We start from the raw sequence: 12,149 nt of genomic DNA on the forward strand, positions 1-12,149 counted from the left end.
AGGAAAACAATGTCAATCGACACGAAGTTTATCGGCAAGACGTACCCGACGAAGACCTATGACGTAAGCAAGGACAAGATCGCCGAGTTCGCGCACGGCATCAAGAACCCGGACCCGCATTTTATCGACGAGGAATTTGCGAAGAAATCGAAATACGGCTGCGTGATCGCGCCGCCCACGTTCGCGGTACTGTTCGGGGCGCAGGTCATCGCGCCCATGTTCTTCGACGCCGAGCTCAATCTCAACATGTGGATGCTGGTTCATGGCGAGCAGGAGTTTGAGTTCATGGAAGTCGTGAAGGCGGGGGATTCCATCACCACCAGCGGCAAGATCGTGAACATCGTGAACAAGGAAAAGCTCGACGTGATTTCCTACGAAGTAAATTCTAAAAATCAACTTGGGAAAGACGTCTGCAGGGGAATGTATACGTTCGTGGTGAGGAAATAACGATGAATACGAAATTGGAAATGGGTGCTGTCTACAGCGCAAAGGAAGAGGTCGACAAGTACCGCGCGCTCTATTACGCGGGCGCGTCGGGGGATTTTAATCCCATTCACATTGACCCTGAGTTCGGGAAAATGGTGGGCCTGGGGGGTGTGATACTCCAGGGCCTGTGCACGCTTGGCTTCGTCGCAAAATCGGTCACGGACTGGGCGGGGGACCCCGGGCGGCTCAAGAGGATCAAGTGCCGGTTCGCCGCGCCGGTCCACCTGGGCGACTTTGTGCAGACGGCGGGCGAGGTCGTCGAGATGAGCGGCGGCCGCGCGAAGCTTGACATCAAGGTCACCAACCAGGACGGTACGGAGGTTCTCAAGGCGGTCCAGGCGGAGGTCGAATAGGGAAATACTTACCGGAGCATCATTTAAGACGAGCCACGATTTGAATGGGCGGGACCGGTGTCCCGCCCCTTATCTATGGTGCGCACGGCACGGGCGTACGCTTGGTGGTGAAAGTCTTCTATGGAGATTGAAAGCACCAATCGGATACCGGATTTACGGCCGAATTCCGCTATTACGGCATTTACGCCTACGGAGCAGGCGAGAAGCTCAGGAAAATCCGGAGCGCGGCATGGAAGGCGGCAATAGAGCATTCGTTCGAGACCAATCCCGAACAATGCCCCGACTGCGGCGCGCGCATGTTTCCCTCCGTGGTATTTTCGAGTTTTGCGGAAAAGGTATGGTACAGGACTTGGAGGGAGTGCTCGCTTTACAAGGGGTATTTCCGGTCCATGAAGAGGGGGCCGTAGGCAACCTGCGTTTTTTTGCATCACCGATTATGGATTGACTTTTCATCACCGCTTTCTAATATCTGAGAAACGGTCAGAGGCCATTTTGCCTGGATATACAGAAAAATCGTAATTTTGGAGCGTTTGCAAATTTTAAGCCTCCAGCCTGGGAGCTTTTTGCCGGGGAAGGGCAGCTTCATTAAGGAGCACACTTCCGGGAAGCGGGGTTATGTCAGGAAGCTTTAACCTTAGCGAGGGCGCAGTTTCCTTGATGTTAAATTGGCCACTCATTTTAAATGGGATGGGGATTGCGGAATAAGATATCTATCGGAAGTGCCACTAGATCAAGGTCGTTACAATACCATTTATATCGGGCTGGACTGCATCGGATTTCAACTAACGGGTCTATATATTCTGGGATATATCAAGGATAATATCCACTGCGTGGGGACAAACGTTGGTGGCGTGATAAGCTCCCAGGAAGCCATCGATCTGAATTTATATGAAATAGATGATAATTATATCCCATTTCTTGTTCGTACGGAGGAAAAGAAATTTTACATATTTACTCATGAAGGGGTCAAATATTGGTACGCGTATGATGATTTTAACGATATTACACCCGAAGATAAAAGAACCGTGGAATTTTTTGTAGAGGTAAGGGAAAACGATAAATTCATAGGATTAAATCCGGCAACTATAGAAAATCTTCCGGAAGAAGTTCGGAACAAGGCTTTATATAAATTGATACCAAGTGAGGAATATATTCAAAAGTGCGTTCCCAATGACGGCGAGCATTATTATTCAGCCGGGGTGGGTAATACTTTGGCAAATGTTTTTGGACTCTTCAAATTTTATTATACTGCCCAGGTGGCCGAACAAGACCGAGTGGGAATGATTGGGGTGATGAGGCAGCTGGATAATCGCATACTAGCAATGGATCATACGGGAACCATAAAGACATATCGAACTGACTACGTAAGTCATGTATATACGGTTTTACCAGGAGATCGAGTAGCAGATAGTTCAATAGATGCTGGATTGTATATTTGGGAACCTAATAAATATAAAGACCTTACAAAATATTACCTGCAAATACAATTAAAATAAGGTAGCAGTTGGAGGCTCATTCAATGGAAACGACGAATTCTAGGGGTAAGAGTTGTATTATATATAAGTCATTCAAGGTCTTCATGTCATTTATTCTGCTAGCACCAATATTATTATATGATGCGACTTTTTCGCAGAATAGAGTAGCAACAACAAATTATCCCCTGGAAAATATCGTTTTGATAAAAAACAGCTTTGACTATGGCGAAATAAAAGAAATTAAAGCAGACTTACTTCAACAGATATTAGTTGGTGAATGGAGGTCTACACCTAGCGAGTTCGTTACGTTTAAAACGGACGGTACTTTTAAAGTTCGATGGAATAATAGCTGGACACCATACGAGGGGCAATGGAAAGCAGAAGATAATGCTATTCTGTTCAGAGTTAAAATCGATGCAAAAGGAAACCTGTCCGAATGGAAAGTTAGCAAAATTACACATACTGAATATCGGTTGTGTGAATCATGTGGATCTAGAGAGTCCTTTATGATAAAATTGGAGCACACTTATTTTGATACATGGGAAATTCATAATGCCTATTTTTTAACTGGTCAAATCTGTATCAATTTCAATTAAATAGATCAGGATAAAGTCAATGAATATAATATTCAAGTCCACCATATATTCTGCGTACTATTGTTGATTGCTAAAGATAACCAATCGGCCTGAAGGCAATGACGGCGAGCATTATTATTCAGCCGGGGTGGGTAATACTTTGGCAAATGTTTTTGGACTCTTCAAATTATATTATGCCGCCCAGGTGGCCGAACAGGACCGCGTGGGAATGATTGGGGTGATGAGGCAGCCGGATCATCGCATACAGGCAATGGATCATACGGGAACCATAAAGACATATCGAACGGACTTCGTGAGTCATGTATATACGGTTTTGCTTGATGATCAAGTAGCAGATAGTTCAATAAAGGGTGGATTGGATATTGGGAAATAGGAAGACTATAAAGACCTTACAAAATATTACATGCAAATACAATTAAAATAAGATAGATAGTTAAGTTGGAGGTCATACAATGGAAACGACGAAATTCGGGGGCAAGAGTTATATTAAGTACAAATCATTTATGCTCTTAGTGACATTTATTCTTCTATCACCAATATTATTAAATGATGCAACTTATTCACAGAATAGAATAGCAGGAACAAATTACCCCCTGGAAAATATCGTTTTGATAAAAAAAAGTTTCGAGTTTGGCGAAATACAAGAAATTAAAGCAACCTTGCTTCAACAGATATTAGTTGGTGAATGGAGATCTACGCCTAGCGAATTCGTTACGTTTAATGCGGACGGTACTTTTAAAGTTATATGGTATAATAGCGGGACATCATACGAGGGTCAATGGAAAGCAGAAGATAATGCTATTCTGTTTCGAGTTAAAATCGATGCAAAAGGAAACCTGTCCGAATGGAAAGTCAGCAAAATTACACATATTGAATATCTGTCGTGCGAGCGATGTGGATTTAGAGAATTTTTTATGATTAAATTGGAGCACACTTATTTTTATACATGGGAAATTAATAATGCATATTTTATAACTGGTCAAATCTCTATCCGGTTCAATTAAGTAGATGTGGACAGCTCAATGAATAATATAATAAAGTCCAGCACATCTTCCGGCTACTATTCTTAATTGCCAAAGATAACCAATCGGCCTGGGGGCGAAACTACATGAACGCGACAATCGAGAACTGGATCGGGCGATTACATAACGGTGAAAAGGTCAATCTTGCTGCAATATCTGAAATATTCCATCTATTCCCCGGCATCGATCATGGCTCCATTTTGGCTCCGTTACTGTTAACCCAGGAAAATATCGAAATCACTGGAATTGATCAAACACTATCAGATGGCAACCAAGATATCGCGAATATTTCCTTCGACCTCTCGTTAACTCAAGCAGTCTCCATTATGAATGACAGATTCTCCTTATCGAATATTCATATGGAGCTCAATTATGTAACACCGGAAAATAGTTTTGGCGATCTTAACGCGTCATTGATTGGCAATATGACAAACCCGGAGAATACGATTTCACAAGCCGTCTTTCTTGCGATTAATACCAATGAATCGTTCAGCAGGCAATGGGTTCTTTATTCAAGCATGGAGGCGGGTGCGCTCTCTGAATTTGAACTATTGAAACAAATAGTGAACGCACCCGATCTTCAAGAAGGCCTCCCTGGATATCTGCCGCCTCCGGATACGGCGCGTATTACAAATCTCGGAATTAATTTATCAAAGGACCTGGCTGAAACCAAGAATATATCATTCGAGCTCGAATACGGCGGGTGGATGATTGCAGAACCGGTCGCATTAAATTTTAAGCCTCCAGCCTGGGAGCTTTTTGCCGGGGAAGGGCAGCTTCATTAAGGAGCACACTTCCGGGAAGCGGGGTTATATCAGGAAGCTTTAACCTTAACGAGGGCGCAGTTTCCTTGATATTAAATCGACATGCATGCGAAAAGGGCGGGAAATTCATCCCGCCCTTTTCGCATGCATGAACGGCCGGCCGCGTCCGCGGCTTTTCGATTATCGGCGCCCGCTGATCACTCCTTCCAGTTGAATGACATACGTGATGACGACGTAGTCGTTCGCGCTTTGGTAATCTTCCACGATGCCGTTGCGGATCACATCGACGCTCACGTCCAGGAATTCCTGCGAAAGCACCTGCGCGTTGGTAAGCGCGGCCTCTTTCGCCGATTCATACCGCTCGGTTTCGTTTTTCAGGGCGGCATTCGGGTAACCTTTGCAAACCACGAAAAAGGTGTTGTCGTCCCTGAATCCGCGGTCAATGAGCACGTCCCTGGAAAAGAGCCCGGACGCGGTTAATAAAACGATGAATGCCGCGACGATAATTCCGTATTTGTTCATGATACCTTCACAAGTGCCCGTTTAGCCTAAGAAGCGCAGTAACTCCGCATATGTCAAGGGATGGGTACCGAAAATTCCATTCTCCTGTTTTCTGCTTGATAAATAAAATGAGAACACGATAGTAAAAAAGCCGGGTGCCACGTTTTCCGTGCAGTGAAAATGATGATGACAGCCATAATCAGCCTCCTGCTCCAGTTCGCTCCCCATGCGGTCGAGGACTACCGGCAGATATTCGGGAGGAACTACCAGGCTGCCGTCATGTACGTGATCGAGCGCCGTCCCTGGCTGGTTTCGACGCTGCGCGCGTATGGACAGGACCCGGGGGTGCTCGTGCCGGCGGTCTTCCCCGAGCTCGTGCGCTATTCGCTGCTCCGGGACAAGATGGAGACAGGAGGCCTCATCGTCTTTTACGTGAACCTGGGAAAAGAATACGCGAATTTTTCCGTAGGGCGCTTCCAGATGAAACCGGCGTTCGTTGAAAAACTCGAGCGGGCGATGGCGGACGACGGGGCGGGCGCCGATTCGCTATCCGCCGTTTCGACCTTTCCCTCGAATGATCCGCGCGAAATGCGCGTCGCGCGCGTCGCGCGCCTCCGGGACGACGAATGGCAGCTGCGCTACCTGGCGTGCTTCGCATACCTGCTCGACAGGCGGTTCGGACCGCGCATGCGGGAAATGGACGCGGAGGAAAGGATACGCTTTGTCTCGACCGCCTACAATCGGGGATTCGACCGGGAGTTCGACGACCTAGTCGAATGGCAGGGGAAGCGCGTCTATCCCTACGGGCCGGGGAGCATGCTTCCCCAGTACAATTACGCGGACATCGCGGCCGATTTTTACCGGCGCTACTGGAAAGATATGATGGAGGAATGACATGGCGAAGACGGCGTACCTGTTCGATCCCGTTTACCTTGAGCATAAAACGGAGTGGGGCCATCCCGAGCGCCCCGAACGCCTGGCCGCCATCGACACGCTTTTAAGAAAGCAGCCGTATTTCAACGAGCTCGTGCGCGTGGAGAAGAAAATTCCCGACCTTAAGCACATCGAGATGATACACGATCCCGAGTATATCGCGCGCGCGAAACGCACGATCGAGGGGGGTGAATCGTATTTCGACTCGATGGACACCTCGGTATGCACGCGCTCGTACGAGGTCGCGCTCTACGCCGTAGGGGGGTGCCTCAACATGTGTGACTGCATCATGAAAGGGAAGGCGCGGCACGGCTTCTGCGCGGTGCGGCCGCCCGGACATCATGCCGAGCGGAATCAGTCGGCGGGATTCTGCATCTTCAACAACGTGGCGATATCGGCGCGCTATGTCCAGAAGGAATACGGGATCGAGAGGGTTGCGATCGTCGACTGGGACGTTCACCACGGCAACGGCACCCAGCACTCCTTTGAGGACGACGATTCCATCTATTACATAAGCCTGCACCAGTATTCCTACTACCCGGGGACGGGCGCGGAGGGCGAGAAGGGATTCGGCAACGGGAAGGGCTACACGCTGAATTTGCCCATGCGTATGGGAAGCGGCGACGAGGAATACCTTTCGGCATTCGAGGATTTCATTGTGCCGGAACTCGAGGATTTCGCGCCGCAGGTGATCTTCATCTCCGCGGGATTCGACGCGCATAAAGACGATCCCCTCTCCGCGATCGAGCTGAGCTCAGGGACCTATTACAAGTTCACGAAGCTCATCCAGGACGTTGCGCGCGGCTACGCCGACGACCGCATCATCGCCGTGCTCGAGGGGGGCTACGACCTTGACGCCCTCGCCGACAGCGTCGAGCGCGTCATGCAGGCCTTCGTGGAGGCGTAAAAAAGCCGCGTGCGCCTGCGCGCATGCGGCCTTGATGCCCGTACGGGTGACGGACGCGTCCTAATAGTTTTCAGCCAGGATTTCGAAATACGCCTTTGCGTGCGCGCACGCCGGGCATGCCTCGGGGGCTTCGGCACCCTCGTGGACATAGCCGCAGTTCCGGCACTTCCACTGCGTCTTCGAGTCCTTCTTGAAAACCTTTCCATCCAGGATGTTTTTCATGAGTTGGATATACCGCTTCTCGTGGTGCGCCTCCACCTCGGCGACCTTGCGGAAAATGAACGCCACGTCCATATACCCCTCTTCCTCCGCGATGCGCGCGAACCCGGGATAGATGCTTGTGTGCTCCATATTTTCGCCGCCCGCCGCGGCCTTGAGGTTTTCCATCGTGCTGCCGACCGTCCCCGCGGGGAATGCGGCAACTATCTCCATCTCCCCGCCCTCGAGAAACTTGAAGAAACGCTTCGCGTGCTCCTTTTCGTTCTCGGCGGTTTCCTGGAAAATTTCCGCTATCTGCTCATACCCTTCCTTTTTCGCCTGCGAGGCGAAGTAGGTGTATCGGTTGCGCGCCTGGGATTCCCCCGCGAACGACGCGAGCAGATTTTTCTCGGTTTTCGAACCCTTGATGCTCTTCATCAGTCCTCCTTCGAAAGGTTGTGTTTAACAGCGACGTGCCCGGAATTGCAAGGAAACGGCCGGGCATAATCCGCGCGTCCGGCGTTTTCTTACGCGCGACGGGCGAATCGGCGCCAAATTAAGAAGCACGATTGCAAATTTGTTTCAATCCATGGGCTCGAACGCGCCCTTGTCCACGCCGCATACCGGGCAGACCCAGTCGGCGGGAATATCCTCGAATTTCGTACCGGGCTTGATCCCGCCATCGGCGTCACCCACGGCGGGGTCGTAGACATATCCGCATACGCTGCATTTGTATTTCTTCATCCAGTCCTCCGTTGTAATAGGGAATGTAGTTGCACGGCTATTTGAATATGGGGTCGTCCGGCTTTTTTACCCGCGCGGCGCGCCCATGTTCCTGCGAATCAATCGACGACGGAGGGAGAGTATCCGGCCCCCTTTATCGCGTCCAGGATCGCCGACTGGGCGGCGCTCCCCGTCACCTCCACCAGTTTATCCGATAGGGTGATGTTCACGGTATCGACGCCCGCGACTCCCTTGAGGGCATCCGAAATCCGCGTAACGCAATGCTGGCATGACATGTCTGAAATAACAAGCTTCATTTTAAGAACCTTTCCTATTTTTATCGTAGCTTTTTAATAGTATCAAAAATACTAAAGATCATCAAGAAAATTTTACATTGTTCCGCACATTTTCCGGGTGTGAATTATTTTTCGGGCGCCCGGATCATAGCCGGGAAAACCGTTAATATTTTTCTTTCCCCATTCGTATCCATTTTGGACGCCTTTGTCCCGGAGGATACGGAATGCTTCGCACTTCTATAAACATGAGCCACATCGTCTACGTGAATATCGCCCTTGCCGCGGTAAAGCTGAAAACAAGCCGCCAGCAGGTCGTCATTATGCTCCTGAAGCGCGTTTTGCGCGATATTGATCGGTTTCAGGGAGGGTTTACTTTGGTGAAGTATCAGCCCCGTGACCCCTGGAAACGATGGCATTGTTTTCCGATTTGCTTCAGGAAGAACGAGAATGAGTTTGCTTCGGATTTCCGTAAGTTGAGCCGGTTCTCGGTCTCCTATCTGGTAGCGATCGCGACCAAGCGCTACCTCCACGAACTGCTGCGCGATTCAGCTGAAAGGCATAATTATGTTCGGCTCCCCCATTATGCCATCGGCAGGAGGAGCGCAGGGGGCATTCTGTGCTGGGAATTCTACTGGGGAGATACCAAAAACCACCCTACAAGAGCCTCACCCACCAAAATACTCCGCCGCACCTCCTCGCGTTAATCATCACACACCCGCACGCACACCAAACCAGGGGTAAGGTATGCCCATGCACGCCCACCTCATCGGAAAATGTCACACTCTTTTCCGTTCGCGTGTCGGGCTTTTTGCGGCAGGCAAGCCCGACTCTAAAGAGCGGCTTCCAGCCGCGCGCTTATCTCGTGGAGGGTGGTTTCGTCGGGGATGTACTGGACCTTGATCCTGTCGAGCATGGTGAATCCGCAGTCGCGAAGCACGGCATCGATCTGTTCGATGCTCTGCCCCCCCCAGCCGTAGGAGCCGAACGCGAGCGCCGTGCGTCCCTTGGGCGCGAGTCCTTTGAAATAGGTAAGGAAAGCAGCTACGGTGGGGAGCATGTTGTTGTTAAGCGTGGGCGAACCCACGCAGATGTACTTGGCGGTAAGGACCTCCGTCATGATGTCCGATATGTGATTGTTTTTCAGGTCGAGCATGCAGGTACTGATATTCTTATTCTCGAAGGCGCGCTGGATCGCGTAGGCCATCTTTCGCGTCGAGCTCCACATGGTATCATAGATGATCAGGGCACGGTCCTCGGTGGCGTTGGCCGACCATCGGCCGTATGATTCCAGTATCGCGCCGATATTCGACCTCCAGATGATGCCGTGGCTGGGGGCGATCACCTCCGGGGAGATCGAGGATACCGCCTCAAGGGCCTTCTTGACCTGCGCCGAGTAGGGGAGCACGATATTCGCGTAATACTTCTTCGCCTCCTCCATAATGATGTTGACGGGATACTGGTCGTCGAACCGCTCCGAGGTCGCGATATGCTGGCCGAAGGCGTCGTTCGAGAACAGGATCTTTTCCTCGGGCATCCAGGCGACCATGTTGTCGGGCCAGTGCACCATGGGCGTGTGGATGAACTGGAGGCTGCGTTTCCCCAGTTTCAGGCTCTCTCCCGATTTAACCGCGCGCAGGTTCAGGTCTTCCCGGTAGTGCATCCTGAGCCCTTTTTCACCGTTCACCGAGGTGAGCACCTCCGCCCTCGGGGCGAGCTTTTTCAGGAGCGGAATGGAACCCGAATGGTCCATTTCCACGTGGTTTGAAACAATGCAGTCGATCCTGGACGGGTCCGCGACCGCGGATATCCTCTCCAGCATCTCGTCGCAGAGATAGTGCTTCACGGTATCGATGAGTGTTATCTTTTCATCCAGGACCAGGTACGCATTGTAGGTGGAGCCGCGCTGGGTGAGGTATCCGTGGAAGTTCCTGAGCTCCCAGTCTATGCCCCCGACCCAGTAAATGCCGTCCCTGATTTCTATTGGTTTCATGGTTATCGTCTCCCTCGCGTAACTACTCAGCTGTTTGTTAAATATATGCACGTAAAATAATAAGTGTCAGAAATACCCCCTCGCCGCCTCTGGCGGCGAGGGGGTATTCAATACTTCTAATTATTTTATGTATTTCATAATAGCTGAGTAGTAACAAAGCATTATTTTAAAAAGCGATGAATGGATTCGTTCACGATGCCCGGGTGAGTCTCCATCACGCCGTGCGGGCCGTCCGGCACGGTCACCAGGATCGAGTTTTGAAGCCTTGTATGCATGCGTTCCGCGGCCGCAATCGGGATAATCCTGTCCGCCGTCCCATGTATGATGAGCGCGGGGGCCTTGATTGCCTCCATGCAGTCCTCCGCGCTCCACAGGGGGCTGGAAAAGTTGCGGAGAATATTGAGGAACATGTAATTGAAACCGCGCAGGGCGGCCGGCAGGCTGTAACGGTCGATGTATTCGTCGCCTATCTCGATCATGCCGTTGAAATTGATCGAATGAATGCCCTTCTTTAAAACGGGCTTGAAATTGAAGAGCAGCAGGAATTCGCCCAGAAGCGGCACGCGTAGCAGTGAAAAAACCGCGCCCCCCGATTCGTGGCGGACGCCCGCGCTCCCGATAAGCGCGATGCGGTTGACCAGGGGGGGGTACATGCACGCGAATTTCATGACCACGGCCCCGCCCATCGAATGGCCGACGAGGTGAGCGCGGGGAATTTTCAGGGCTTCCATGAAATCCCTGAGCTGGTCCGCGTAGGATTCCAGGCGGTAGCGGTACCCGTAGGGCTTGTCGCTCATACCGTGCCCCAGCAGGTCGACCGCGTATACCGTGAATCCCGCGTCGCCGAGCGCTTTCACGGCGGCGTCCCACACGAGCATGGATTCGCCGAACCCATGCACCAGGATGACCGGGTATCCGGCGCCGTACTCGGAATACGCCATGACATGGCCTATCGACCAGGCGGTTTTAAAACCGGATTGGGAACCCCGCACGGTTGCAGTCGAGGGACGAAGGCCTTCGACTATCAAGGGGGTGAAATACAGGACGAGGAGGAAAACCGCCGCGCCGGAGATTACTTTTTTCAAGTGAGGCATTGATTCCTTGCCGCTTATGGGCCGCGTGCTATTCAAAATAGTAACGGCGGAAATTTACAATTATTATTTATTTGAACAAGAAATAATTTAGGTGAAGGGAGCCGATCACAGACTGAGCGCGGAACACGCCGTGGATGTATCGGCGCCCATATCCCCGTCGTTATCGCCTGCCCGCGTAGACGGAAATCTCCACGCCGGCCTCCCGGATCATCTCGTCGGCGAGCGGGTCGTTGTACGGGTCCCTGAATATGAACTTCATGATGCCGCTGTTTATGAGCATCTTCGTACAGATGCTGCACGGTTGGTGCGTGCAGTAGATGGACGCGCCCTTGATCGATACGCCGTGGAGGGCCGCCTGGATGATCGCGTTCTGCTCGGCGTGGAGGCCCCTGCACATCTCGTGGCGCTCCCCCGAGGGGATGTTGAATTTCGTGCGAAGGCAGGTTTCAGGGGTACAGTGCGATATTCCCACCGGGGGTCCGTTATAGCCCGTGGTGAGTATCCGGCGATCCTTTATGATGACCGCGCCCACCTGCCTGCGGATGCAGGTCGCCCTGGTCGCCACGTCCGAGGCGATGGTCATGAAGTATTCGTCCCACGAGGGTCGCTGGGTCATTCCGGTCTCCTTGGGCCGTGATGGGCGCCGATATGCGTTCAACCATATGCCGCCCGCCCTGTCAATAGATTATCGGGGGGGCCGATACACCGACGCCCGGGAATGTTAAAATTTGCTTGATCGAAATCCCGATTCATGAATGAAATACTATTGCCGCGGAACGAATTCCGCAGGCAGGGTTGCCATTGTGAAATG

Annotated in this window: 16 protein-coding genes; 9 read left to right on the plus strand and 7 right to left on the minus strand. The window is 51.3% G+C overall.

The features are described from left to right. The first annotated feature begins 9 nt into the window (after positions 1-9). The 6 genes from EPN93_00980 to EPN93_01005 all read left to right on the plus strand — a co-directional run bounded on the left by EPN93_00980 (position 10) and on the right by EPN93_01005 (position 4,717). The gene (locus tag EPN93_00980; protein ID TAL39675.1) at positions 10-447 is read left to right on the plus strand and encodes a MaoC family dehydratase; all 438 of its coding nucleotides are present in this window, start codon (positions 10-12) and stop codon (positions 445-447) included. Positions 448-449: 2 nt separating this feature from the next. After that, on the plus strand, positions 450-839 hold the full coding sequence (locus tag EPN93_00985) for a hypothetical protein (protein ID TAL39676.1): 390 nt from the start codon (positions 450-452) through the stop codon (positions 837-839). Between the two features lie 719 nt (positions 840-1,558). Then, complete coding sequence (locus EPN93_00990) at positions 1,559-2,335, plus strand: hypothetical protein (protein TAL39677.1); 777 nt, start codon at positions 1,559-1,561, stop codon at positions 2,333-2,335. A gap of 23 nt (positions 2,336-2,358) precedes the next feature. Next, positions 2,359-2,910, plus strand: a complete 552-nt coding sequence (locus tag EPN93_00995; protein TAL39678.1) for a hypothetical protein — start codon at positions 2,359-2,361, stop codon at positions 2,908-2,910. Positions 2,911-3,362: 452 nt separating this feature from the next. Further along, on the plus strand, positions 3,363-3,914 hold the full coding sequence (locus tag EPN93_01000) for a hypothetical protein (GenBank protein TAL39679.1): 552 nt from the start codon (positions 3,363-3,365) through the stop codon (positions 3,912-3,914). Between the two features lie 104 nt (positions 3,915-4,018). Then, the gene (locus EPN93_01005; protein TAL39680.1) at positions 4,019-4,717 is read left to right on the plus strand and encodes a hypothetical protein; all 699 of its coding nucleotides are present in this window, start codon (positions 4,019-4,021) and stop codon (positions 4,715-4,717) included. Between the two features lie 159 nt (positions 4,718-4,876). Here the strand turns inward: EPN93_01005 and EPN93_01010 are convergent, their stop codons facing one another. Continuing rightward, a complete protein-coding gene (locus EPN93_01010) occupies positions 4,877-5,218 on the minus strand; it encodes a hypothetical protein (protein ID TAL39681.1) in 342 nt (113 codons plus the stop codon). A gap of 162 nt (positions 5,219-5,380) precedes the next feature. Between EPN93_01010 and EPN93_01015 the strand changes: the two genes are divergently transcribed. Further along, positions 5,381-6,091, plus strand: coding sequence for a hypothetical protein (locus EPN93_01015; protein TAL39682.1), 711 nt, complete (start codon positions 5,381-5,383; stop codon positions 6,089-6,091). A gap of 1 nt (position 6,092) precedes the next feature. Next, positions 6,093-7,037, plus strand: coding sequence for a histone deacetylase (locus tag EPN93_01020; protein TAL39683.1), 945 nt, complete (start codon positions 6,093-6,095; stop codon positions 7,035-7,037). A gap of 60 nt (positions 7,038-7,097) precedes the next feature. Here the strand turns inward: EPN93_01020 and EPN93_01025 are convergent, their stop codons facing one another. The 3 genes from EPN93_01025 to EPN93_01035 all read right to left on the minus strand — a co-directional run bounded on the left by EPN93_01025 (position 7,098) and on the right by EPN93_01035 (position 8,275). Beyond that, positions 7,098-7,673 (minus strand): rubrerythrin family protein, encoded by a 576-nt coding sequence (locus EPN93_01025; GenBank protein TAL39684.1) that lies wholly within the window; start codon positions 7,671-7,673, stop codon positions 7,098-7,100. A 144-nt stretch (positions 7,674-7,817) separates the two neighbouring features. Further along, positions 7,818-7,979, minus strand: coding sequence for a rubredoxin (locus EPN93_01030; protein TAL39685.1), 162 nt, complete (start codon positions 7,977-7,979; stop codon positions 7,818-7,820). 98 nt (positions 7,980-8,077) lie between these two features. After that, positions 8,078-8,275, minus strand: coding sequence for a hypothetical protein (locus tag EPN93_01035; GenBank protein ID TAL39686.1), 198 nt, complete (start codon positions 8,273-8,275; stop codon positions 8,078-8,080). Positions 8,276-8,478: 203 nt separating this feature from the next. Here EPN93_01035 and EPN93_01040 point away from each other — a divergent pair, with 203 nt between their 5' ends. Further along, entirely contained in the window at positions 8,479-8,958 is a 480-nt protein-coding gene (locus EPN93_01040) for a hypothetical protein (protein TAL39687.1), read from the plus strand. Between the two features lie 125 nt (positions 8,959-9,083). Here EPN93_01040 and EPN93_01045 read toward each other — a convergent pair whose 3' ends face one another. The 3 genes from EPN93_01045 to EPN93_01055 all read right to left on the minus strand — a co-directional run bounded on the left by EPN93_01045 (position 9,084) and on the right by EPN93_01055 (position 11,954). Further along, on the minus strand, positions 9,084-10,244 hold the full coding sequence (locus EPN93_01045) for an FprA family A-type flavoprotein (GenBank protein ID TAL39688.1): 1,161 nt from the start codon (positions 10,242-10,244) through the stop codon (positions 9,084-9,086). Between the two features lie 161 nt (positions 10,245-10,405). Continuing rightward, positions 10,406-11,374 (minus strand): alpha/beta hydrolase, encoded by a 969-nt coding sequence (locus tag EPN93_01050; GenBank protein ID TAL39689.1) that lies wholly within the window; start codon positions 11,372-11,374, stop codon positions 10,406-10,408. Between the two features lie 124 nt (positions 11,375-11,498). Continuing rightward, the gene (locus EPN93_01055; protein TAL39690.1) at positions 11,499-11,954 is read right to left on the minus strand and encodes a cytidine deaminase; all 456 of its coding nucleotides are present in this window, start codon (positions 11,952-11,954) and stop codon (positions 11,499-11,501) included. Between the last annotated feature and the right edge of the window lie 195 nt (positions 11,955-12,149).

This window comes from Spirochaetota bacterium (assembly GCA_004297825.1).
Classification (GTDB): domain Bacteria; phylum Spirochaetota; class UBA4802; order UBA4802; family UBA5368; genus FW300-bin19.

What these genes read in the sequence shown, in the direction of transcription:
- EPN93_01010 (TAL39681.1), bottom strand. Translation starts at nt 5,218, where the DNA reads ATGAACAAATACGGAATTATCGTCGCGGCATTCATCGTTTTATTAACC.
- EPN93_01000 (TAL39679.1), top strand. Translation starts at nt 3,363, where the DNA reads ATGGAAACGACGAAATTCGGGGGCAAGAGTTATATTAAGTACAAATCA.
- EPN93_01055 (TAL39690.1), bottom strand. Translation starts at nt 11,954, where the DNA reads ATGACCCAGCGACCCTCGTGGGACGAATACTTCATGACCATCGCCTCG.
- EPN93_01005 (TAL39680.1), top strand. Translation starts at nt 4,019, where the DNA reads ATGAACGCGACAATCGAGAACTGGATCGGGCGATTACATAACGGTGAA.
- EPN93_01045 (TAL39688.1), bottom strand. Translation starts at nt 10,244, where the DNA reads ATGAAACCAATAGAAATCAGGGACGGCATTTACTGGGTCGGGGGCATA.
- EPN93_01035 (TAL39686.1), bottom strand. Translation starts at nt 8,275, where the DNA reads ATGAAGCTTGTTATTTCAGACATGTCATGCCAGCATTGCGTTACGCGG.
- EPN93_00980 (TAL39675.1), top strand. Translation starts at nt 10, where the DNA reads ATGTCAATCGACACGAAGTTTATCGGCAAGACGTACCCGACGAAGACC.
- EPN93_01030 (TAL39685.1), bottom strand. Translation starts at nt 7,979, where the DNA reads ATGAAGAAATACAAATGCAGCGTATGCGGATATGTCTACGACCCCGCC.
- EPN93_01025 (TAL39684.1), bottom strand. Translation starts at nt 7,673, where the DNA reads ATGAAGAGCATCAAGGGTTCGAAAACCGAGAAAAATCTGCTCGCGTCG.
- EPN93_01040 (TAL39687.1), top strand. Translation starts at nt 8,479, where the DNA reads ATGCTTCGCACTTCTATAAACATGAGCCACATCGTCTACGTGAATATC.
- EPN93_01015 (TAL39682.1), top strand. Translation starts at nt 5,381, where the DNA reads ATGATGACAGCCATAATCAGCCTCCTGCTCCAGTTCGCTCCCCATGCG.
- EPN93_00985 (TAL39676.1), top strand. Translation starts at nt 450, where the DNA reads ATGAATACGAAATTGGAAATGGGTGCTGTCTACAGCGCAAAGGAAGAG.
- EPN93_00995 (TAL39678.1), top strand. Translation starts at nt 2,359, where the DNA reads ATGGAAACGACGAATTCTAGGGGTAAGAGTTGTATTATATATAAGTCA.
- EPN93_01020 (TAL39683.1), top strand. Translation starts at nt 6,093, where the DNA reads ATGGCGAAGACGGCGTACCTGTTCGATCCCGTTTACCTTGAGCATAAA.